Genomic DNA, 21,598 nt, shown 5'->3' on the forward strand with positions numbered 1-21,598 from the left:
CGTGAAAGGGGGGCGTTACGGGCGACGGAGCGCCTCGGCCGCGGCGCTCGCCGGGCCGGCCGCGAGCTCGGTCTCCAGAAGCTGCTTGCCGAGCAGCTCGGGGTCCGGGAGCTCCATCGGGTACTCGCCGTCGAAGCAGGCGCGGCACAGGTTCGCCTTGGGGATGGTGGTCGACTCGATCATCCCGTCGATGGAGATGTACGAGAGCGAGTCGGCGCCCAGCGAGGTGCCGATCTCGTCGATCGTCATGCCGTTGGCGATGAGCTCCGCGCGGGTCGCGAAGTCGATGCCGAAGAAGCAGGGCCACTTCACCGGCGGGGAGGAGATCCGGATGTGGATCTCGGCGGCGCCGGCCTCGCGGAGCATCTTGACCAGGGCGCGCTGGGTGTTGCCGCGGACGATCGAGTCGTCGACGACCACCAGGCGCTTGCCGCGGATGACTTCCTTGAGCGGGTTGAGCTTCAGGCGGATGCCAAGCTGGCGGATCGTCTGGGACGGCTGGATGAAGGTCCGGCCGACGTACGCGTTCTTGACGAGGCCCGAGCCGTACGGAATTCCGCTCGCCTCGGCGTAACCGATCGCGGCGGGGGTGCCGGACTCGGGCGTCGCTATCACCAGGTCGGCTTCGACCGGGGCTTCCTTGGCCAGTTTCCGGCCCATCTCGACACGCGAGAGATAGACGTTGCGGCCGGCGATGTCGGTGTCCGGGCGCGCCAGGTAGACGTACTCGAAGACACATCCCTTGGGCTTCGCTTCCGCGAATCGGGAGGTGCGCAGACCGTTCTCGTCGATCGCGAGCATCTCGCCCGGCTCGACCTCACGGACGTACGCGGCGCCGCAGATGTCGAGGGCGGCGGACTCGGAGGCCACCACCCAGCCGCGCTCCAGCCGGCCGAGGACCAGCGGGCGGATGCCCTGCGGGTCGCGGGCTGCGTAGAGCGTGCCCTCGTCCATGAAGACGAGGGAGAAGGCGCCCATGACGTCGGGAAGGACCTTGGCGGCGGCTTCCTCGATCGTGAGGGGCTTGCCGTCGTCGTCCGTCTGGCCGGCCAGCAGCGCTGTGACCAGGTCGGTGTCATTGGTCGCGGCGACCTGCGTCGCGCGGCCGTTCTCCTTGGGGAGGGCGGCGACCATCTCGGCGAGCTGCGCCGTGTTGACCAGGTTGCCGTTGTGTCCCAGGGCGATCGATCCGTGCGCGGTGGCACGGAAGGTCGGCTGCGCGTTCTCCCACACCGACGCTCCGGTCGTGGAGTAGCGGGCATGGCCCACCGCGATATGGCCCTGGAGGGAGCCGAGAGAGGTTTCGTCGAAGACCTGCGAGACCAGTCCCATGTCTTTGAAGACCAGGATCTGGGACCCGTTGCTCACTGCGATGCCCGCGGACTCCTGTCCACGGTGCTGCAGGGCATACAGTCCGAAATAGGTGAGCTTGGCGACCTCTTCGCCGGGAGCCCAGACACCGAAGACGCCGCAAGCGTCCTGGGGGCCTTTCTCACCGGGGAGCAGGTCGTGGTTGAGTCGTCCATCACCACGAGGCACACCACCGAGTGTAGGCGAGATCGACCACTGGTCCGAATTGGGGACGCGGCCGGCCGTCGGCCGAGACGGGTCGGGGCTTGACAGGTGCGCGATGACTCCGCCAGGCTCCTGCCCCATGCAGCCACTCGGTGACCGCTCGGTCACACTGGTGGAGCGCCGCCACGTCGACCTGGTCCGTGTCGCGAGCGCCATCTGTCGTTGCGCGTAGGCGCGTTTCCCTCCCGCGCCCCGTAGATCACCTCTCCTTCCTCCGTGCCGCCTCCCGCGGCCTCCCCTGCCCCGGTCCGGCCCCGGCAGAGCGCTGAACCGCGCCGCCACGGGCCCGGCCGGCGTGCTCTTCATCACTGGAGATCCCGTGACCTCGCACGACAAGAAGCTGTCCCGGCGCGCCTTCGGCGGTGTCGTCGGCGCGAGCGCCGCCGCCGTCGGCCTCGCGACCGGGCCGGCCTCCGCCGCCCCTGCCGGAGCCACCGCCGGCATCCCGGAGGAGCGGCCCTTCCGGGCGGCCGCCGGCCGGCGCTCCCGGCGGCCCAACATCCTGTTCGTCCTGGGCGACGACCTGGGCTGGGCCGACCTCTCCTCGTACGGCTCCCCCCACATCCGTACGCCGCACCTCGACCGGCTCGCCCGGCAGGGGGTGCGCTTCACCGACGCGTACTCCGGGTCCGCGACCTGCTCCCCGACCCGCTTCAGCCTCTACACGGGGCGCTTCCCGGGGCGTACCGAGGGCGGGCTCGCCGAGCCGATCGCGGACAGGTCGGTGGGCCTGGAGCCGACGCACCCCACGCTCGCCTCGCTGCTGAAGGGCGCCGGGTACGCGACCGCGCTGATCGGCAAGTGGCACTGCGGGTACCTGCCGGACTACAGCCCGACACGGTCGGGCTGGGACGAGTTCTTCGGCAACTTCGGGGGCGCGCTGGAGTACTACTCGAAGCTGGGGCTCGGCGGGGAGTACGACCTCTACGAGGGCGACGCCCCGTACAAGGACCTGCGGTACTACACGCGGATCCTGACCGAGCGGGCGAGCGGTTACATAGAGCGCGAACACGACAGACCGTGGCTGCTGAACCTGAACTTCACCACCCCGCACTGGCCGTGGATCGCCGACGGCGACGAGGAGCGGAGCGCGGAGATCGTCCGGCGGATCAAGGCGGGAGACCGCGGGGCGCTGTGGCACCAGGACGGCGGTTCGGTCGAGAAGTACAAGGAGATGGTCGAGGACCTGGACCGGTCGGTCGGTGCGGTGCTGGGCGCGCTGAAGCGGTCGGGGCAGGAGAAGGACACCCTGGTCGTTTTCGCGAGCGACAACGGCGGCGAGCGCTTCTCGTACAACTGGCCCCTCTCGGGCAACAAGTCCTCCCTGAAGGAGGGCGGCATACGGGTGCCGACCCTCGTGCGCTGGCCCGCCAGGATCGACGGCGGCCAGGTCAGCGACGTGCCGGTGTTCACGCCGGACTGGACGGCGACGCTGCTGGAGCTGGGCGGCGCGCGTCCCGATCCGGCGTACCCGCTGGACGGCGCGAGTCTCGCCGGGTACCTGCTGCGCGGCGATCGGGCGCCGGAAAGGGACCTGTTCTGGCGCGTACGGGGTGAACGGGCGCTGCGGCGGGGCGAGTGGAAGTACTACCGGGGCCCCGGCGGCCGGGACCAGTTGTTCCGGCTCACCGAGGACGCGCGGGAACAGGCGGACAAGGCGTCGGCCGAGCCGGGGCGGCTGGCCGCGCTGCGGGCCGCCTGGGAGAGGACGGACGCGGGGCTGCTGCCGTACGGGGCGGTGTCCTGAGCCGGGGTGACGCGGTGCCGCACCGGCCCCGTCGGCGGCTTCCGCCCCCGTACGGCGAACGCCGGTGCTCAGGTCACCTGGCGATCGCGACCGCGTCCAGTCCCTTGCCGTCCGCCGCGGTGAGGGACAGGGCGCGGTCACGGATCTCGTAGGCCGCCTTGCCGTCGAGGATGCCGAGCAGCGCCCGCTCGGCATCCATCACCGACGGGGGGCACAGCTTCCGGGTCGTGGCGATCTTGGAGAAGGTGATGGTGTCCCCGGAGACCTTCGCCCGGCCCGAGACGTTGTTGCAGCCGAGATGGCCGCCCACGGACCCGTCCTCGGCGAAGACCAGCTTCGCCCTGCCCGCCGCGTCCCCGGGCAGCGAGGTCGCGGTGTCGCCGTCACGCAGCGACTCCACCCGCCACTCGGTGCCGAGCAGCTGCGCGCCGGGCTCGGGCTTCGTCTCGGACAGGGCGACGGTGTCGCCCTCGGCCGTGGTCAGCGTGAGCCTGTCGTTCGTGACCTCGGCCTTGAGCTCACCGGTGAGGGTGCGCTGGAGGTGCTGCTCGAACTTCGCGACGTTCTTCGGGCAGCCGATCTCGGTGGTCCGGGCGGGCCCCACCGTGACCGTGTCGCCCTTGACCGTCGCATCGGCGCCGAAGTGGTTGCAGCCGGTGCTGCCCTCGGCCCGGCCCTTCTCGTCGAACCGGACCGTGGCCTTCTCCGGCGCCGGCACCTTCTTGCCGTCGACGGTCACGCTGTCGACGGTCCAGTCGATGCCGGTGACCTGGGGGGCCGGCTTCACGGTGGCGTCACCTCCGGCGCCCGGGCCCGGTTCCGTACCGCAGGCGGCCAGGGTCAGGAGGGCGAGGACGGTGGCGGCGCCGGTGAGGGGGCCGCAGATGCGGGTGCGCGACGTATCCATGGCGGTGGGACGGAACCAGTGGCGTTTCTGGTTCCGTTTGCCCGTCACCCGTCCTGTCCGTCCTTCTTCCTTCCGATGACGACGGTGGCGTACAGCTCGTCGCACGTGACGACCCGCGGGACCAGCCCGTCGCGGGCGACGGTCTCCACGGCCTGCGGCGCCTGGCGCTCGCTCGTCTCGAACAGCAGGTGGCCGCCCGGCGCCAGCCACCGCGCCGCCTCCGCCGTCACCCGCCGCAGTACGTCGAGCCCGTCCGCCCCGCCGTCGAGCGCGACCCGCGCCTCGTGGATGCGGGCCTCCGGGGGCAGCAGCTCTATCTCCTCGGTCGGTACGTACGGCACGTTGGCCAGCAGTACGTCGACCCGGCCCCGCAGCGTGGCCGCCGGCAGCGGCGCGTAGAGGTCGCCTTCGTACACCTGCCCGCCCATGGGACCGACATTGCGCCGGGCACACCGCACGGCGGCCGGGTCGACATCGGCGGCGTACAGCTCGGCCTGCTCCATGGACGCGGCCAGCGCCGCGCCCAGCGCGCCCGAGCCGCAGCACAGGTCGACCACGACGGCGCGCGAGGGCGCGAGGGCGGCGGCCTGCCGGACGAGGAACTCGGTGCGGCGGCGCGGGACGAAGACCCCGGGGTCGACGGTGACGCGACGGCCGCAGAACTCGGCCCAGCCGAGGACGTGTTCCAGGGGGAGGCCGGCGGTCCGCCGGTCCACCATGGCAGCGAGCTCCGCGGGATTTCGCGCGGTGGAGAGAAGCAGCTCCGCCTCGTCCTCGGCGAACACACAGCCGGCGGCGCGAAGCCTGGTGACGACGACGGAAGGGGAGAGGGACACGGGAAACCTTTCGGGACGCCGATGGGCGCTCCCTCGGTCACCTATGTCAGGGGGACCGCGCGGTCGCGAGAGGAGAGCACCCGACCTGGTACAGCGGTAATGGGTCTCACCTCCTCGGTGCGTACGTCCTGCGTTGGCGTCGGCAACAGTACATGATCATTTGTCGCCGCTACCCGAGAAGGGGCAACAACCCGGCCAGGCGGGCCCTTTCGCCGCTGGCGCCGACCTTCGCCTCGCCGACGGCCGTGTCCCAGTCCGTACGCCCCGTGGCGAGGCGGATCCAGGTGAGCGGGTCGGTCTCGACGACGTTGGGCGGGGTCCCGCGGGTGTGCCGGGGGCCCTCCACACACTGCACCACGGCGTACGGCGGGACGCGGACCTCGACCGAACCGCCGGGCGCCTTCACGGCGAGGGCGTCGGCGAGGACGCGGGTGCAGGCGGCGAGGGCCTGGCGGTCGTACGGGATGCCCAGCCCGGTCGCGTCGTTCAGGTCGTCGGTGTGGACGATCAGCTCGACGGTACGGGTGACCAGGAAGTCACCGAACCGCATGGCCCCGAACCGCATGGGCACCAGCCGGTCGTCCGAAGCGCCCGGCAGCGCGGCGGCGACGGCCGCCTCGGTACGCGCGTACAGCTCGCCCAGCTCGCCCGGCCCGGCCCCGGCGGCGAGCGCCCTGGTGTCCTCGTCGATGCGGCCCGCGGCGGTCACGGTGGCGAAAGGCCAGTCGAGCAGTGCCATCTCCTGCCCGGCGGGCTCGGGCTCCTCCAGTGAGCGGGTGACGGAGCCGAGCGCCATGCAGACGTGCGCCGCCAGCTCGCGGACCGTCCAGTCACCCAGCCGGGTGGGAGCGGCGAGCTGCTCGGGGGTGAGGGTGCGGATTCCTGCCCGCACCTGGGCGGACTGCGCCAGCACGGCGGCGCGGGTCCTGGCGGGGTCGTACCTGCGGGTGCGCTTCCTGGCAGGGGGCATGGGGGCGAGGTTAACCGACCCGGTCGCGCCGGCCGTGGCCGCGTGGCAGTGGGCGCACACCCGGCGGACGATGGAGGAAGGCGGTCGTACGGATTACGGAAGGTGGGAAGCAGCCATGGGTGAGCACCCGGACAGTGCCCTGGTGCGCCGGGGCTACGAGGCGTTCAACAAGGGCGACATGGAGACCCTCGCGACCATGATGATGGCGGACTGCACGTTCCACACGCCCGGGTCGAGTCAGATCTCCGGTCATTACAAGGGCCGGGACAACGTCCTGGGCCTGTTCCGCAGGTTCTTCGAGCTGTCGGGCGGCTCCATGCGCGCCGACCTGGAGGGCGTCTACGTGGACGGGCGCGGACACGCCGTGGCCGCCCACAAGTGGTACGCCGAGCGCGGGGACCGCGGCATCGAGATGAAGGGCGCTCTCTTCTTCACGATCGTGGGCGGCAAGCTGTCGGACATCGACGAGTGCGTCGAGGACATCGACGAGACCGACGCCTTCTGGGGCACGGCGGAGTGAGCCGCCCGCGGGCACGGCGCCGGACCGGCCGACGGCCCCGCCCTCTTGGAGGGCGGGGCCGTACTTACATCCTCGATGACCCGTGCGGAACTCAGGCGAAGAGGCCCGGAAGGGTCTTCTCGTGCGCCGTACGGAGCTCGCTCAGCGGAATGCTGAACTCGCCCTGGACCTCGATCTCGTCTCCGTCGACGACACCGATCCGGGTCACGGGCAGACCGCGCGCCCCGCACATGTCGGTGAAGCGGAGCTCCTCGCTGCGCGGCACGGACACGACCGCCCGGCCGGCCGACTCGGAGAACAGGAACACGAAGGAGTCGAGACCGTCCGGCACGACCAGCCGCGCACCCTTCCCGCCGCGCAGGCAGGACTCGGTGACCGCCTGGACCAGGCCGCCGTCGCTCAGGTCGTGCGCCGCGTCGATCATGCCGTCGCGCGAGGCCGAGATCAGGATCTCGCCGAGCAGCTTCTCCCGGTCCAGGTCGACCTTCGGCGGCATGCCGCCGAGGTGGTCGTGGATGACCTGGGACCAGGCCGAGCCGCCCAGTTCCTCGTGCGTGTCGCCGAGCAGGTAGAGGAGCTGGCCCTCTTCCGCGAAGGCGACGGGCGTGCGCCGCGTCACGTCGTCGATCACGCCGAGCACCGCGACGACGGGCGTCGGGTGGATGGCCGTCTCGCCGGTCTGGTTGTAGAGCGAGACGTTGCCGCCGGTCACCGGGGTGCCGAGCTGGAGGCAGCCGTCCGCGAGACCGCGCGTGGCCTCCGCGAACTGCCACATGACGTCCGGGTCCTCGGGGGAGCCGAAGTTCAGGCAGTCGGAGATCGCGAGCGGCTTGGCGCCGGAGGCGGCGACGTTGCGGTACGACTCGGCCAGCGCGAGCTGCGCGCCCGTGTACGGGTCGAGCTTCGCGTACCGGCCGTTGCCGTCGGTCGCCATCGCGACGCCCAGGTTCGTCTTCTCGTCGATCCGCACCATGCCGGCGTCCTCGGGCATGGCGAGCACCGTGTTGCCCTGCACGAAGCGGTCGTACTGGTCGGTGATCCACGACTTCGACGCCTGGTTCGGCGACGAGACGAGCTTCAGCACCTGCTCGCGCAGCTCGGCGGCGTTCGCCGGGCGCGCCAGTTTGTTGGCGTCGTCGGCCTGGAGCGCGTCCTGCCACGCGGGGCGGGCGTACGGCCGGTTGTAGACGGGGCCCTCGTGGGCCACGGTCCGCGGCGGTACGTCGACGATCTGCTCGCCGTGCCAGAAGATCTCCAGCTGCGAGCCGTCGGTCACCTCACCGATGACGGTGGCGATGACGTCCCACTTCTCGCAGATCTCCAGGAAGCGGTCGACCTTGTCCGGCTCCACGATCGCGCACATGCGCTCCTGCGACTCGCTCATGAGGATTTCCTCGGGCGAGAGGGAGGAGTCGCGCAGCGGGACGGTGTCCAGCTCCACGCGCATGCCGCCGGAACCGGCCGAGGCCAGTTCGGAGGTGGCGCAGGACAGGCCCGCGCCGCCGAGGTCCTGGATGCCCGCGACGAGCTGCTCGCGGAAGATCTCCAGGGTGCACTCGATGAGGAGCTTCTCCTGGAAGGGGTCGCCGACCTGGACGGCCGGACGCTTCGCGGGACCGGTCGACTCGAAGGTCTCGGAGGCGAGGACCGACACGCCGCCGATGCCGTCGCCGCCCGTGCGGGCGCCGTACAGGATGACCTTGTTGCCGGGACCGCTCGCCTTGGCGAGGTGGATGTCCTCGTGCCTCATGACGCCGATACAGCCGGCGTTGACCAGCGGGTTGCCCTGGTAGCACGCGTCGAAGACGACCTCGCCGCCGATGTTCGGCAGGCCCAGGCAGTTGCCGTAGCCGCCGATGCCCGCGACCACGCCGGGCAGTACGCGCCGGGTGTCGGGGTGGTCGGCCGCACCGAAGCGCAGCGGGTCGACGACCGCGACCGGGCGGGCGCCCATGGCCAGGATGTCGCGGACGATGCCGCCGACGCCGGTGGCCGCGCCCTGGTAGGGCTCGATGTACGAGGGGTGGTTGTGCGACTCGACCTTGAAGGTCACGGCGTAGCCCTGGCCGACGTCGACGACGCCCGCGTTCTCGCCGATGCCGACGAGCATCGCGTCGTTGACCGGCACCTTCTCGCCGAACTGCTTCAGGTGGACCTTGCTGCTCTTGTACGAGCAGTGCTCGGACCACATGACGCTGTACATGGCGAGCTCGGCGCCGGTCGGGCGGCGGCCCAGGATCTCGCGGATGCGCGCGTACTCGTCCTCCTTGAGGCCGAGTTCCTTCCAGGGCTGCTCGGCCTCGGGGGTCTCCGAGGCGTGCTTGACGGTGTCGAGAGTCATGCGTTGACCAGCTTCTTCAGGATCGAGGTGAAGAATCCGAGGCCGTCGGTACGTCCGGTGCCGACCAGCGGCTCCACGGCGTGCTCCGGGTGCGGCATCAGGCCGACGACGTTGCCGGCGGCGTTGGTGATGCCGGCGATGTCGCGGAGTGAACCGTTCGGGTTGACGTCCAGGTAGCGGAAGGCGACGCGGCCCTCGGCCTCCAGCTCGTCGAGCACGCGCTCCTCGGCGACGTAACGGCCGTCCATGTTCTTGAGCGGGATGTGGATCTCCTGCCCGGCGGTGTAGTCCGCCGTCCAGGCCGTCCCGCTCGTCTCCACGCGCAGCTTCTGCTCGCGGCAGATGAAGTGCAGGTGGTTGTTCTGGAGCATCCCTCCGGGCAGCAGGTGCGCCTCGGTGAGGATCTGGAAGCCGTTGCAGATACCGAGGACCGGCAGGCCGGCCTTCGCCTGCTCGATGATCGTCTCCATCACGGGCGAGAAGCGGGCGATGGCACCGGCCCGCAGGTAGTCGCCGTAGGAGAAACCGCCCGCGAGGACGACCGCGTCGACCTGCTTGAGGTCCTTGTCGCGGTGCCACAGCGAGACCGGCTCGGCGCCCGCGGTCCGGACGGCGCGGAGGCTGTCCTGGTCGTCGAGCGTTCCAGGAAAGGTGACGACTCCGATACGAGCGGTCACTTCGACTCCTCCACCTTCACGGTGAAGTCCTCGATGACGGTGTTGGCGAGGAACGTTTCGGCCATCTCGTTGATGCGGGCGAGGGCGGCGTCATCGACCGGCCCTTCTACCTCGAGCTCGAAACGCTTTCCCTGACGGACGTCCGCGATTCCCTCGAAGCCGAGACGGGGCAGTGCACGCTGCACCGCCTGTCCCTGCGGGTCGAGGATCTCGGGCTTGAGCATGACGTCGACTACGACGCGTGCCACTGGCACTCCCGGTGGTGGTGTGGTGCGAAGGCGGTTCCATCAGCGTACCCGCCCAGAAATTCTACGCGGGTAGATAAGGGTTGACGTGGATCACGGACCGGTATCGGGGGCGGCAACCCCGAGAAAAAATCAGGGAAAAACGGCCGCCTCCGATTGCGTACGGACACGCGGACGGAATTAACTGGGCTGCACCATGCAATGCCTGTCGCTGTACAAAGGAATAGCGAAGAAATCAGCATTGCTCCAAAACAGCCGGAAGGCCGGCGTCGCCCCACGTCAAGCGTGGTGACGCCGCAGGAAAGGACCGATATCCGTGGCTCAGCGCGTAGTGGTCACGCTCTTCGACGACATCGACGGAGGGGAAGCAGCGGAAACGGTCAGCTTCGGCCTGGACGGGAAGTCGTACGAGATCGACCTGAATCCCGCCAATGCAAAGAAACTGCGCACGGCGCTGGAGCCCTTCATCCAGGCCGGCCGAAAGCAGTCGAAGTCGGGCAGGACCTACCGCCACACCTCCGTGGCCCCCGACCCGGCGGCGGTGCGCGCGTGGGCGCGCTCGCACCAGATGGACGTGCCGGCCCGCGGCCGCATCCCGAAGAAGGTCTACGAGGCCTTCACGGAGGCTTCCTGACGACACGTGGAGGAGCCGATTTGCATTGCACCCCCACCTGTCGGCTAGAGTCTGGATCACGCCGAGGGGCAAGGCCGAAGGGCCGGTCCCCGAGCAGCGTGCGGGTGTAGTTCAGTAGTAGAACATCCCCCTTCCAGGGGGAAGGCGCAGTGTGCAATTCCTGTCACCCGCTCTGCATCGCTAGACCGGCCACTTCTGTGGTCGGGTACAGTGGTGGCACCACATGCGGACGTGGCTCAGTTGGTAGAGCATCACCTTGCCAAGGTGAGGGTCGCGAGTTCGAATCTCGTCGTCCGCTCAGCGAGTACGAAGGCCCCGGTCATTGCAACCGGGGCCTTTGTCGTGTCCGCCCCCGGCCGTACTGACATTTGTCATGTGCAGTGGTGACAGCACGCACTGCCGCCGGCCGTGGTCCGGCGGGAGTCTGGGGACATGACCACCGATGACTATGTGATCGACGCGGAAGGGCTGCGGCGCGTCTACAGCGGCGGCTTCGAGGCCGTCCGCTCACTCTCCTTCTCCGTGGCGCGCGGCGAGCTCTTCGCGCTGCTCGGCACGAACGGCGCGGGCAAGACCTCGACCCTGGAGCTCCTGGAGGGCCTGGCCCCGCCCAGCGGCGGCAGCGTCCGGGTGCTCGGCCACGACCCGTACACCGAACGCGCGAAGGTACGTCCCCGGGTCGGCGTGATGCTCCAGGAGGGCGGTTTCCCGTCCGAGCTGACCGTGCGCGAGACCGCCCGGATGTGGGCGGGGTGCACCAGCGGGGCGCGGCCGGTGGGCGAGGCGCTGGAGCTGGTGGGGCTGGAGAGGCGGGAAAGCGTACGGGTCAAGCAGTTGTCCGGCGGTGAACGGCGGCGGCTCGACCTGGCGATGGCGCTGCTCGGGCGGCCGGAGGTCCTCTTCCTCGACGAGCCGACGACGGGTCTCGACGCCGAGGGGCGGCGCGAGACGTGGGAGCTGGTGCGCGAGCTGCGCGACGGGGGAACGACCGTACTGCTGACCACGCACTACCTGGAGGAGGCCGAGGAGCTCGCCGACCGGCTGGCGATCATGCACGAGGGGCGGATCGCCGCCGAGGGGCGGGTCGACGAGGTCGTGGCGGCGTACCCGTCGCAGATCTCCTTCGAACTGCCGGACGGCTACCACCTGGGGGACCTGCCGCCGCTGGGGCAGCTGGGCGTCACGGGGCACGAGGTGGCGGGCCGGTCGGTGCGGTTGTTCACGGACCGGCTCCAGGCGGCCGCCACGGGGCTGTTGACGTGGGCCGGCGCGGCGGGGGTGGAGCTGCGCGGGCTCGATGTGCGGTCGGCCTCGCTGGAGGAGGCCTTCCTGAACATCGCGCGGGAGGCGAAGGAGAAGGAAGCGGGTAACGCGGACATGGCGGGCAAGGGGGCGGCGCGATGAGCACGGCTGTCGCGGGACGTATGGCGGCGCTGACGCGGGCCGAACTGACGCTGCTCGTACGGCACAAGGCGGTGCTCATCACGGCGCTGGTGCTGCCGGTCGCGATGACCTACGCGATGCGGCCGTTCCTCGACGGCGCGGCCCTGAAGGAGGCCGGGATATCACTGGGCGCGGCGCTGATGCCGATGTCCGTGGCGTTCGTGCTGCTCTTCGGGGTGTACTCGGCGCTGGTCACGGTCTATGTGGTGCGGCGCGAGGAGCTGGTGCTCAAGCGGTTGCGGACCGGGGAGCCGGGCGACGCGGAGATCCTGGCCGGGACGGCGGCCGCCACGCTGGCGGCCGGGTTCGCGCAGTGCGTGCTGCTGGTGGTCGCGGGGGCGGCGGTCCTGGGGATGGAGATGCCCGCCGATCCGTTGTGGGTGGTGGCCGGAGTGGTGCTCGGGCTTGCGGTCGCGAGTACGACGGCGGCGGCGACGACGGCCTTCACCAGGTCCGCCGAGGGCGCGCAGATCACGATCATGCCGATGCTGCTGGTCTCGATGGCCGGGTCGGGGGTCGTCGTACCGCTGGAGCTGATGCCGGACGCGCTCGCCTCGGTCTGCGAGCTGCTGCCGCTGTCTCCGGCCGTGGAACTGGTGCGGGGCGGCTGGACCGGGCAGTTGGGGGCGTACGAGGCGCTGGGTGCCGTCGCCACGGCGGTGGCCTGGACCGTACTGTCGGTGTTCGCCGTGCAGCGGTGGTTCCGCTGGGAACCGCGGCGCTAGGCGACCGGAGAGAAGAGAGCGGGGGGACGGGGATGAGGGGTTTCTGGCGGAAGCGGAGCCAGGCCGCGAAGCTGGATCTGTACATGCGGGCGGTGCTGTACGTCCTGCCGTGGCTGATCCCGGTCAGCATCCTCACCCCCCTCACCCAGGAGCTCGCCCGCGATCCCGACGCCGTCGCGCTCGCCCGCGGGCTGGTGGCGCTCTCCGTGGCCCAGTGCGCGGTCGCGATGCACACCATCCACCACGGGCTCGCGCACTACGTCGACGGGGCTCCGGCGCCGTGGCGGTCGGCGGCCGTCGCGCTGGTCCTGGGCGGGGTTTCGGTGAGCCTGATCCTGGCGCTCCAGGCGATCGGCGGGATCGGCGACGGGGCGGCGATGCTGCAAATGCTGCCGTACGCCCTGCTGTCCCCGGCCATGTCGACGTTCATGCTGTCGACGCTGCGGCGGCTGGTGCTGGGATCGGTGGTGACCGCGGCGCTGGTGGCCGGCGCGACGGCTGCCACCGGGGCGGAGCCCCCGCTCGCGGTCTCGGCTGCGATCGTCGTGCTCTTCGTGGGGTTTTTCGCGCTGGTCACCACGCGCTCGACGGCCTGGTTCATGGCGATGATCTGGGAACTGGACCGGTCCCGCGACGTGTCCGCCCGGCTGGCGGTCGCCGAGGAACGGCTGCGCTTCGGGCGGGACATGCACGACGTCATGGGCCGCAATCTGGCCGTCATCGCGCTCAAGAGCGAGCTGGCGGTGCGGCTGGCGCGGCGCGGCAGGCCGGAGGCCGCCGACCAGATGGCCGAGGTGCAGCGGATCGCGCAGGAGTCGCAGCGCGAGGTGCGTGAGCTCGTACGCGGCTATCGGGACGCGGATCTGTCCGCCGAACTGGAAGGGGCACGGGGCGTGTTGAGTGCGGCGGGCATCGACTGCCTGATGGACCGGGAACCGCTCGGCGACGGGCTTCCGTCGGGCGTGCAGTCGGCGCTCGGCTGGGTCGTACGGGAGGCGACGACCAATGTGCTGCGGCACGGGGACGCGCGCAGCTGCACGGTGCGGCTGACGTCCGGCGGCGGGCGGGCGGTGCTGGTCGTGGAGAACGACGGCGCGGAGGGCGGGTCCGCTCCGGGCACCCCGGGGTCGGGGCTCGCCGGGCTCAGGGAGCGGCTGACCGCGGTCGGCGGGACGCTGCGGGCGGGGCCGGTGGAGGGCGGCAGGTTCCGGCTCACGGCCGAAGTGCCGCTGGCACAGGAGGCACGGAGGCAGGACGCACGGAGGCAGGGGACGCGGACGCAGGAGGTGCCGGCGCAGGGGGCGCCGGCTCGGGGGGCGCCGGCTCGGGGGGCGCTGCGATGACCGCTTCCCCGGTTCCCGTACGGGTGCTGCTGGCCGACGACGAGCATCTGATCCGGGGCGCGCTCGCCGCGCTGCTCGCGCTGGAGGACGATCTGGTCGTCGTCGCCGAGGCGGCCACGGGGCCCGAGGCGCTGGCGATGGCCCGGGCGCACCGGCCGGACGTCGCCGTCCTCGATCTGCAGATGCCGGGAATCGACGGTGTGAGTGTGGCCACATCCCTGCGGACCGAGCTGCCCGGGTGCCGCTGCATGATCGTGACCAGCCACGGGCGGCCCGGGCACCTGAAGCGGGCGCTCGCGGCGGGGGTGCGGGCGTTCGTGCCGAAGACCGTCAGCGCGCAGCGGCTGGCCGAGCTGATCCGGAGCGTACGGGACGGAAACCGTTATGTGGACCCGGAGTTGGCGGCCGACGCGATCTCCGCGGGAGACTCGCCGCTGACCGCGCGCGAGGCGGAGGTGCTGGAGCTGGCGGCGGACGGGGCGCCCGTCGCGGAGATCGCGGAGCGGGCCGCGCTGTCGCCGGGGACGGTGCGCAACTACCTGTCGTCGGCCGCTTCGAAACTGGGTGCGGAAAATCGTCATACGGCTGTACGCATCGCACGCGAGCGGGGTTGGGTATAGTGGGCATCGCGCCACGGCGCATGCGGACGTAGCTCAGTTGGTAGAGCGCAACCTTGCCAAGGTTGAGGTCGCCAGTTCGAACCTGGTCGTCCGCTCAGAGTGAGTCAGAAGGCCCCGGTCGTCACGACCGGGGCCTTCTGCGTTGCCCTAGGACCAGTTGGTGCCGGTGAGGAGCTCGTACGCCTCCAGGTACTTCGCCCGGGTCGCGTCGACGATCTCCTGCGGGAGCGCGGGCGGCGGCAGCTCCGCCGTGCGGTCCCAGCCGGAGGCGGGCGAGGTCAGCCAGTCGCGGACGTACTGCTTGTCGTACGACGGCTGGGCGTGGCCGGGCTCCCAGGTGGCGGCGGGCCAGAAGCGGGAGGAGTCCGGGGTCAGCACCTCGTCGGCGATGACCAGCCGGTCGCCGTCGAAGCCGAACTCGAACTTCGTGTCGGCGAGGACGATGCCCCGGTCACGGGCGATGTCGCGGGCCCGGCTGTACACGGCGAGGGTCGTCTGGCGCAGCTTGGCGGCGGTCTCGGCGCCGACCTGGCGGGCGACTTCCTCGTAGCTGACGTTCTCGTCGTGATCGCCGACGGCCGCCTTCGTGGCGGGCGTGAAGATCGGCGCGGGGAGTTCGGAGCCGTCGGTCAGGCCTTCGGGAAGGGCCAGGCCGCACACGGTGCGGGACTGCTGGTACTCGGCGAGGCCCGAGCCGGTGAGGTAGCCGCGGGCCACGCACTCGACCGGGACCATCCGCAGGGACGTGCAGACGAGCGTACGGCCGGCCCAGTCGGCGGGGGCTCCGGGCGGGAGCTCGGTGGAGACGACGTGGTTCGGGATGATGTCCACGAGCTGCTCGAACCACCAGAGCGAGAGCTGGGTCAGCACCCGGCCCTTGTCGGGGATCTCCGTGGGCAGCACCCAGTCGTACGCGGAGATGCGGTCGCTGGCGACCATGACGAGGTCGCCCGCCTCGTTCTGGTAGAGGTCACGCACCTTGCCCGTGTGGAGGTGGGTCAGGCCCGGGAGCTGGAGAGGCTCGGGCTTTTCTACGAATCCGGACACGGTTCCTCCGCGTAGGTTGATCCAGGAGCGCTTCCGATTCTCCCGTATGCGGAGCGCGGACGTCGTGGCGGGGCGGCCCGGGAGCTCAGTCACGTTTGCAGATGCGGTCCAGGAGGTTGGCCGTGGCCCGCTGGATGCGCGGGTCCACGTGACCCGGACGGTCCAGGGCCGGGGACCAGGCGAACGTGCCCGAGGCGAAGACGAGGGCGCCGCTGGGGGCCCGGTAGAGCGATGTCTCCTGGTGGCGGAGGGCCCCGTCGCCGTCCCGGTAGGGGGAGTGGGCGAGCAGGATACGGCGCTGGTGCTCCGGGAGGGCGGTGCGCGGGAAGTAACGGTCGGCCTCGCCGGCCACCAGGCCCTCGATCTCGTCGTTCTCGTGGGCACCGGTGGAGTCCCAGAGCCAGTGGTCCGCGTTGCGTACGACCAGGGGGCTGGGCTCGGGGACCCGTCCGGCGTACTGGATGCCCATCAGCTGCTGCTCGGGGCGGTCGACCTCGCGCCAGAGAGCGGCCTTGCCGGGGCCGCGGCGCTTGCGGCAGGTGAGGAGGCGGTCGGCGGTGCCGGAGGGGGAGGGTGCGAGTTCGACCTGCCAGTACATGGTGTTGGCGGAGAGGAAGACGAGGGAGGTGCCCGCCTCGCGCGCGAGCTCGGTGGCGCGGCGCATGGGCGCGGACCAGTACTCGTCGTGGCCGGGGAAGACCAGGCCGCGGTAGCGGGTCGGGTCGATGCGGCCCGCGTGCAGGTCGCGGGCGTCGGCGTAGGCGAGGTCGTAGCCGTAGCGCTCGGCCCAGCGGATGAAGTCGTACGCGTGGCCCACGTGGAGGGGCAGGCCCGCTCCGGCGTACGGGCGGTCGAAGGAGACGGTCGTGGCGGCGTCCTCCTCGCCGAGGAGGCGGCCCATGCCGTCCCACGCGTGGTAGAGGCTGGCGCCGGTGCGGCCGTCCTCCGGGTAGAGGTTGTACGCCTGCCAGGTGATGTCGGGCAGGAGCAGGAGGAGGTCGGCGGGGTGGCTGTCGCGGACCGTGAAGGGGATGTGCGAGCGGTAGCCGTCGGCGGTGGTGAGCACGGCGACGTACGCCCCGACGTTCCAGAACTCGGTGATCTGCAGGCGCCAGGACAGCCACCAGTGGTGGCAGGAGACGGTGCGGTCGGCGGCGAGCGGGGCCGGCTGGACGATGCCGGACAGACGGGGGCTGGTGGTGATCTTGGCCGCGCCGTGGCCGCTGTAGTGGCCGATCCGGTAGATGTCCACGGAGAACTGCTGGGGCGGGTCCACGGTGATGTGGAAGTCGATCGCCTCGCCGGGCGCGGCCGCGCCGGGGGACGCGAAGCCTTTGATCTGCTGGCCCACGTCGTCGGCGTTGCGGGGGCCGCCGGTGGAGGTGGAGCGGGGCTGCGGGAGCCTGACGCCGGTGACGGGGTCGACGTGTTCGGTGTACTCGGTGTGCTCGGCGTACCAGGGGATGACCTGGCCGCTGTCGCTGAAGTAGTGCTCGCCGCCGCGCAGCCAGGGCAGGGGGCCCTGGCCGAAGGGATCGGAAACGGCATGCGCGAGAGCTCCCGATTCCCAGCGCCGGATGAATTCGTCCCCCATACCGCTTCCCTCCCTCAAGCCCCCGAGACAACAGTGATGCACCACTTGTCAGCTACTGACCCCCAGCACATCACATAACGCACGCACTCCGTCACCGTTCGTCGCGAATAGACGTGAACGGAATCTGACCCTCCGGTACGTGAGAGGCGTGATAGGGGCCTGCGGGACGTCTGGGGTGCGGGGGTTTTGAGGCCGGTGCCGTGCCGGGCGTCCCCTCCCGCCACCGTGGCACGCCACTCGGGGGTCTCAGACCAGGCGGACCGGCTTCTCCGGGCGTACGCCGGCGGAGGCCAGCCAGGAGCGGAGCGGCGCCGCGTCGCCGTCCTCGACGAGGCTCAGGACGTGGGCGGCCAGATCCGTGTGACGCTCGCCCTCGACCAGGAGTACGGGGCCGTCGAGCCAGTCCAGGCCGGGTACGGCTCCGGCGGTGTCGACGGCGGCGCAGCAGACCATCGCGGTGACATGGTCGGCGAGCAGGTCACGGCCGGTCCTGGGCGGCTGGAGCGGGAAGAGCGGGAGGGGGCCGGTCTCCCACAGGCCGTCGTCCTCGTCGGGCCCGGGCGGCGCGGTCGCCGGGGCGGGCGCCCCTTCCCGGGCGACCTCCGCCTCGATGGCCGTGGCAAGCGCCTCGGCCGCCGGGTGGGGCGCGTCGCTCGTGGGCAGGGGCGCCGACAGATGGTCCATCACCCGGGTCAGGGTGGGGGCGTCGGGGGCCGTGGGTCGGCGTATGCCCAGGGTGTCCAGCACACGGTGCAGGCGGGCGGCGTCGGCGCGCCACTTGCGGTCGACGACCTCTTCCGGGTACTGCGGCCAGTCCACCGGCGACCAGTCCGGCCCCGGTTCGGCGGGGCCGCCGTGGAAGAGGCGGGCGGCGAGGAGCGAGGCGGCCTCGTCCACGGCGCCGGGCTCCTCCAGGAGGTCGCACGCCGGCCGGTCGCCCAGCCGGGAGGTGAAGCCCTCGGCCAGACGGTCGCGCCGGGAGAGCTCGGTGAGGGCGGAGACCACGCCCGCGTCGAGGCGGGACGGCCAGCGGCCCATGCGCCAGGCGGGCAGCGCGACCCGGGTCAGCAGCCGGTCCCAGCCCGCGTACGCCAGGCCGACCTGCTCCTGGGCCACGATCCGCAGGCCGTAGTCCACGGTCTGCGCGCGCTCGGACGCGGCGGTCGCGACGCCCCGCTCCATCTCGGCGGCGTGCACGCGGCAGCTGCGCAGCATCAGCCGGGAGACCCAGCCGATGAAGCCGAGGGGTATGCGGCGCAGGAGGCTCTGGTCCGGGTGGGCGGCGACCGCGACGGCGGCGTCCAGGCCCCGCACGAAGCGGCGCGCGGCGGCTATGTCGGGGTGCGCGGAGGGCCCCGTACCGGCGACGACCGGGGCGAGCACCGCCCGCAGCTCGGCCACCCGCATCCACCACAGGAACGGCGAGCCGATGACCAGCACGGGCGCGGCCGCGGTTCTGCGCCGTGCGGGGGCGGGGGCGGGGGCCGAGGCGGTCGGTGGGGACGCCGATGCCGGGTGCGTGCGGTCCTCCAGCCAGCTGTCGCAGTCCGGTGTGAGCGCTATCGCGGACGGCGCCGGCACCTCCAGGCGGTCCGCCAGGTCGCGCACGAGCCGGTAGAGGTCCGGCGCGGACTCCTCGGCGACCTCCACCGTCGGGGTGACGGCCGGCCTCGCCCGTACGATCACGGCCCCTACCGCGACGGCCGCCAGCAGCGCCACCACCGCGACGACGGACGTCACCCAGCGCGCGGCGTCCCAGCCCCCGCCGACCGCATGGCCCGTGGCGCCGCCCACCAGCAGGACGACGGCGACGGCCGCGGGAAGCAGGGCGACGGCCAGCGCCCTGCCGCGGACGCGCAGCACGGCGAGAGCCCTGGAACGCGCGGACTGCGCGCCCTTCTCCACACCCCTACCGGTACCGGACACGGCCGGACGTCACCCCCTTCGCCCTGCGACGGCTTTGCTCATTCCCCCACTGTGGCACCCGCCACTGACATCGCAATGTCGGTGGGCCAAGTGCCGGAATGCTTGCGCCGCACCCTAGTTGGGGGTTCGGCGGCCGTCAGCCGGATGGACCAGCGGTCACTCGATGGAATGGCTTTGGGGAAAGCTGCTGACGCGGTCGGGCGTCGGAAGGGCGGTGGGATCAGGCCTCGGACGCCGCCTTCCGGGCGATGTCCGTCCGGTACTGCGCCCCGTCGAGCCGGATCCGCGCCACCGCGGCGTACGCCCGCTCGCGGGCCCCGGTCAGGTCCGCTCCCGTCGCGGTCACCGACAGCACGCGGCCGCCCGCGCTCACCACGGCGTCGCCGTCCCGCCTGGTTCCGGCGTGCAGAACGTACGCGTGGGGCGCGTCCTGGGCCGCGACCTCGTCGAGACCCTCGATCCGGTCGCCCGTCCGCGGGGTGTCCGGGTAGTTGTGCGAGGCGATGACGACCGTCACGGCGGCGTCGTCGCGCCAGTTCAGCGGGGGTTCGACGTCGAGAGTGCCGTTGGCGGAACTGAGGAGCACGCGCGCCAGCGGGGTCTTGAGGCGGGCCAGGACCACCTGGGTCTCCGGGTCGCCGAAACGGGCGTTGAACTCGATGACCCGCACGCCGCGCGAGGTGATCGCCAGACCCGCGTACAGCAGCCCGGAGAAGGGCGTGCCGCGGCGGCGCAGCTCGTCGACGGTCGGCTGGAGCACGGTCGTCATGACCTCGTCGACCAGCTTGGGGTCGGCCCACGGGAGCGGGGAGTACGCGCCCATGCCACCGGTGTTCGGGCCCTCGTCGCCGTCGAGCGCGCGCTTGAAGTCCTGCGCGGGCTGGAGGGGGAGGACGGTCACACCGTCGGTGATCGCGAAGAGCGAGACCTCGGGGCCGTCGAGGAACTCCTCGATGACCACGCGGTCGCAGGCCAGCGCGTGCTCGCGGGCCGCGTCGATGTCGTCGGTGACGACGACGCCCTTGCCCGCGGCGAGACCGTCGTCCTTGACGACGTACGGCGCGCCGAAGGCGTCCAGCGCCGTGTCGATCTCTTCGGGGGTGGTGCAGACGTAACTGCGGGCGGTGGGGACGTTCGCCCCGGCCATCACGTCCTTGGCGAAGGCCTTGGAGCCCTCCAGCTGAGCGGCCTCCCGGGACGGGCCGAAGCAGGGGATACCGGCCGCGCGCACGGCGTCGGCGACCCCGGCGACGAGCGGCGCCTCCGGGCCTACGACGACGAGGCCGGCGCCGAGCTCACCGGCGAGCCGGGCAACGGCCGCACCGTCGAGGGCGTCGACCGGGTGCAGCTCGGCCACCTCGGCGATGCCGGCGTTGCCGGGGGCGCAGTACAGCGCGGTGACGTCGGGATCGAGGGACAGAGAGCGGCACAGGGCATGTTCGCGGGCGCCGCCGCCGATGACGAGGACCTTCACGGGTGCAGCCTAGCCCGCGCGCCGCACTCCCCCCGCCGGGCGTCGGCCGGGCTCCCGCCGGCTACTCGTTCGTGAACTCCTCGACGACCGTCGCACCCAGCTCCCGCACGATCAGGTCGTGGCCGGACAGCGCCGAGTCGACGAGGTCCGGATCGTCCTCCTCCGGTACGTCGTCCTCGATCGCCATCGGCGGCGGGGGAGGAGGCGGGGGCGCCGAATCCACGGCGTAGGAGGCACCGGGACCGGAACCAGCTCCGGGCCCGGGACCTGAGGCGGCCTCCGGTGCCGGGCGCTGCGGGCCGGGGGGCTGGGAAGCGGCGGGGGCGGGCGGAGCCGCCTGGTACTGGGGCGCGGGGCGCGGGGCCGGGGCCGGGGGCCGCCCGCCGAAGCCGCCGCCACCACCGCCCGGACCGCCGCCGAAGCCGCCTCCCCCGCCGGGCGGCTGCGCACCGCCACCGGACGGGTCGACGACCGACTCGACCTTCCACTGCACGTTGAAGGACTCGGCCAGCGCCTGCTTCAGCACGTCCTCGCTGCCGCTGCTCGCGAAGTTGTCCCGGGCACCGGCGTTGATGAAGGCGATCTGGAGCGTGGTCCCGTCGAAGCCGCTGACGTGGGCGTTCTGGCTGAGCAGGATCCAGGTGAAGCGCCGCCGGTTCTTGACGGCCTCCAGGATGCCCGGCCACATGTTCTGCACCTGTGCGGCGCCCTGGGCGGCCGACTGCGACACGGCGGGCGCGGGCGCGGCTGCGGCAGGGGCCGCGACGGGCGCGGCCTGCGGCTCCGGCCTGCCCTGGCCCGGAGCGGAGGCGGTGGGCCACCCGCCGGGCCGGCGACCGGCGTCCTGCCCGGTGCGGGCGCCGGATGCTGAACGACGGGGGTACGTCGACAAAATGAGCAGAGGGGGGCACGTATGAGCGGCATACCGGGATGAGCCGCCCCCCGCGCGGGCGGCGTCCGGGCATGGGGGACGA

Annotated in this window: 19 protein-coding genes, 3 tRNA genes and 1 pseudogene; 11 read left to right on the forward strand and 12 right to left on the reverse strand. The window is 71.8% G+C overall.

All coding sequences use genetic code 11. The annotated features are described in order from the left end of the window. Positions 1 to 15 precede the first annotated feature (15 nt). The gene (gene purF, locus ACWD0Y_RS18785; protein WP_093800176.1) at positions 16 to 1,539 is read right to left on the reverse strand and encodes an amidophosphoribosyltransferase; all 1,524 of its coding nucleotides are present in this window, start codon (positions 1,537 to 1,539) and stop codon (positions 16 to 18) included. A gap of 115 nt (positions 1,540 to 1,654) precedes the next feature. Between purF and ACWD0Y_RS18790 the strand changes: the two genes are divergently transcribed. Both ACWD0Y_RS18790 and ACWD0Y_RS18795 read left to right on the forward strand, forming a co-directional pair. Then, positions 1,655 to 1,747, forward strand: a complete 93-nt coding sequence (locus ACWD0Y_RS18790) for a putative leader peptide (protein ID WP_369688981.1) — start codon at positions 1,655 to 1,657, stop codon at positions 1,745 to 1,747. Between the two features lie 147 nt (positions 1,748 to 1,894). Next, positions 1,895 to 3,322 carry a sulfatase-like hydrolase/transferase gene (locus ACWD0Y_RS18795; RefSeq protein ID WP_450261454.1) on the forward strand — a complete coding sequence of 476 codons (1,428 nt, stop codon included), beginning with the start codon at positions 1,895 to 1,897 and terminating at the stop codon, positions 3,320 to 3,322. A 73-nt stretch (positions 3,323 to 3,395) separates the two neighbouring features. On the opposite strand, the gene ACWD0Y_RS18800 is transcribed toward ACWD0Y_RS18795, so the two are convergent. The 3 genes from ACWD0Y_RS18800 to ACWD0Y_RS18810 form a co-directional block, all read right to left on the reverse strand. Then, a complete protein-coding gene (locus tag ACWD0Y_RS18800; RefSeq protein WP_450261455.1) occupies positions 3,396 to 4,277 on the reverse strand; it encodes an META domain-containing protein in 882 nt (293 codons plus the stop codon). Further along, complete coding sequence (locus ACWD0Y_RS18805) at positions 4,274 to 5,065, reverse strand: putative protein N(5)-glutamine methyltransferase (protein WP_450261456.1); 792 nt, start codon at positions 5,063 to 5,065, stop codon at positions 4,274 to 4,276. The genes ACWD0Y_RS18800 and ACWD0Y_RS18805 overlap by 4 nt, the downstream gene beginning before the upstream one ends. Before the next feature lie 169 nt (positions 5,066 to 5,234). Then, complete coding sequence (locus ACWD0Y_RS18810) at positions 5,235 to 6,035, reverse strand: sterol carrier family protein (protein WP_450261457.1); 801 nt, start codon at positions 6,033 to 6,035, stop codon at positions 5,235 to 5,237. Between the two features lie 115 nt (positions 6,036 to 6,150). Here ACWD0Y_RS18810 and ACWD0Y_RS18815 point away from each other — a divergent pair, with 115 nt between their 5' ends. Continuing rightward, positions 6,151 to 6,555 carry a nuclear transport factor 2 family protein gene (locus ACWD0Y_RS18815; protein ID WP_450261458.1) on the forward strand — a complete coding sequence of 135 codons (405 nt, stop codon included), beginning with the start codon at positions 6,151 to 6,153 and terminating at the stop codon, positions 6,553 to 6,555. 91 nt (positions 6,556 to 6,646) lie between these two features. Here the strand turns inward: ACWD0Y_RS18815 and purL are convergent, their stop codons facing one another. Genes purL through purS form a run of 3 tightly spaced genes read right to left on the reverse strand, consistent with a single transcriptional unit; the run spans position 6,647 to position 9,821 of the window. Further along, entirely contained in the window at positions 6,647 to 8,896 is a 2,250-nt protein-coding gene (purL, locus tag ACWD0Y_RS18820) for a phosphoribosylformylglycinamidine synthase subunit PurL (protein WP_450261459.1), read from the reverse strand. Continuing rightward, positions 8,893 to 9,573 (reverse strand): phosphoribosylformylglycinamidine synthase subunit PurQ, encoded by a 681-nt coding sequence (purQ, locus tag ACWD0Y_RS18825; protein ID WP_450261460.1) that lies wholly within the window; start codon positions 9,571 to 9,573, stop codon positions 8,893 to 8,895. The genes purL and purQ overlap by 4 nt, the downstream gene beginning before the upstream one ends. Then, positions 9,570 to 9,821, reverse strand: coding sequence for a phosphoribosylformylglycinamidine synthase subunit PurS (gene purS, locus ACWD0Y_RS18830; protein ID WP_093800170.1), 252 nt, complete (start codon positions 9,819 to 9,821; stop codon positions 9,570 to 9,572). The genes purQ and purS overlap by 4 nt, the downstream gene beginning before the upstream one ends. Positions 9,822 to 10,134: 313 nt before the next feature. Between purS and ACWD0Y_RS18835 the strand changes: the two genes are divergently transcribed. The 8 genes from ACWD0Y_RS18835 to ACWD0Y_RS18870 all read left to right on the forward strand — a co-directional run bounded on the left by ACWD0Y_RS18835 (position 10,135) and on the right by ACWD0Y_RS18870 (position 14,678). Then, positions 10,135 to 10,452: a histone-like nucleoid-structuring protein Lsr2 gene (locus ACWD0Y_RS18835; protein ID WP_093800169.1), complete on the forward strand. Its 318-nt coding sequence runs from the start codon at positions 10,135 to 10,137 to the stop codon at positions 10,450 to 10,452. 100 nt (positions 10,453 to 10,552) lie between these two features. Further along, positions 10,553 to 10,624, forward strand: a tRNA-Gly gene (locus tag ACWD0Y_RS18840). Between the two features lie 53 nt (positions 10,625 to 10,677). Further along, positions 10,678 to 10,750, forward strand: a tRNA-Gly gene (locus tag ACWD0Y_RS18845). Positions 10,751 to 10,884: 134 nt separating this feature from the next. Beyond that, positions 10,885 to 11,856 (forward strand): ABC transporter ATP-binding protein, encoded by a 972-nt coding sequence (locus ACWD0Y_RS18850; RefSeq protein WP_450261461.1) that lies wholly within the window; start codon positions 10,885 to 10,887, stop codon positions 11,854 to 11,856. Beyond that, entirely contained in the window at positions 11,853 to 12,620 is a 768-nt protein-coding gene (locus ACWD0Y_RS18855) for an ABC transporter permease (protein WP_450261462.1), read from the forward strand. Before ACWD0Y_RS18850 ends, ACWD0Y_RS18855 begins: the two co-directional genes overlap by 4 nt. 32 nt (positions 12,621 to 12,652) lie before the next feature. Next, positions 12,653 to 13,963 carry a sensor histidine kinase gene (locus ACWD0Y_RS18860; RefSeq protein ID WP_450261463.1) on the forward strand — a complete coding sequence of 437 codons (1,311 nt, stop codon included), beginning with the start codon at positions 12,653 to 12,655 and terminating at the stop codon, positions 13,961 to 13,963. Next, complete coding sequence (locus tag ACWD0Y_RS18865; RefSeq protein ID WP_450261464.1) at positions 13,960 to 14,583, forward strand: response regulator transcription factor; 624 nt, start codon at positions 13,960 to 13,962, stop codon at positions 14,581 to 14,583. Before ACWD0Y_RS18860 ends, ACWD0Y_RS18865 begins: the two co-directional genes overlap by 4 nt. A gap of 22 nt (positions 14,584 to 14,605) precedes the next feature. Then, a tRNA-Gly gene (locus ACWD0Y_RS18870) sits at positions 14,606 to 14,678 on the forward strand. 52 nt (positions 14,679 to 14,730) lie between these two features. Here ACWD0Y_RS18870 and ACWD0Y_RS18875 read toward each other — a convergent pair. From ACWD0Y_RS18875 to ACWD0Y_RS18895, 5 genes and pseudogenes are all read right to left on the reverse strand, one after another. After that, positions 14,731 to 15,630, reverse strand: coding sequence for a phosphoribosylaminoimidazolesuccinocarboxamide synthase (locus ACWD0Y_RS18875; RefSeq protein WP_450261465.1), 900 nt, complete (start codon positions 15,628 to 15,630; stop codon positions 14,731 to 14,733). Between the two features lie 85 nt (positions 15,631 to 15,715). Beyond that, on the reverse strand, positions 15,716 to 17,224 hold the full coding sequence (locus tag ACWD0Y_RS18880; RefSeq protein WP_450261466.1) for a N,N-dimethylformamidase beta subunit family domain-containing protein: 1,509 nt from the start codon (positions 17,222 to 17,224) through the stop codon (positions 15,716 to 15,718). 246 nt (positions 17,225 to 17,470) lie between these two features. Then, positions 17,471 to 19,150, reverse strand: coding sequence for a hypothetical protein (locus ACWD0Y_RS18885; protein WP_450261467.1), 1,680 nt, complete (start codon positions 19,148 to 19,150; stop codon positions 17,471 to 17,473). A 220-nt stretch (positions 19,151 to 19,370) separates the two neighbouring features. Continuing rightward, complete coding sequence (gene purD, locus ACWD0Y_RS18890; RefSeq protein WP_450261468.1) at positions 19,371 to 20,624, reverse strand: phosphoribosylamine--glycine ligase; 1,254 nt, start codon at positions 20,622 to 20,624, stop codon at positions 19,371 to 19,373. Between the two features lie 61 nt (positions 20,625 to 20,685). Beyond that, positions 20,686 to 21,598: pseudogene (locus ACWD0Y_RS18895) on the reverse strand (DNA polymerase III subunit gamma and tau); the annotation flags it as partial.

Source organism: Streptomyces altiplanensis (assembly GCF_053591575.1).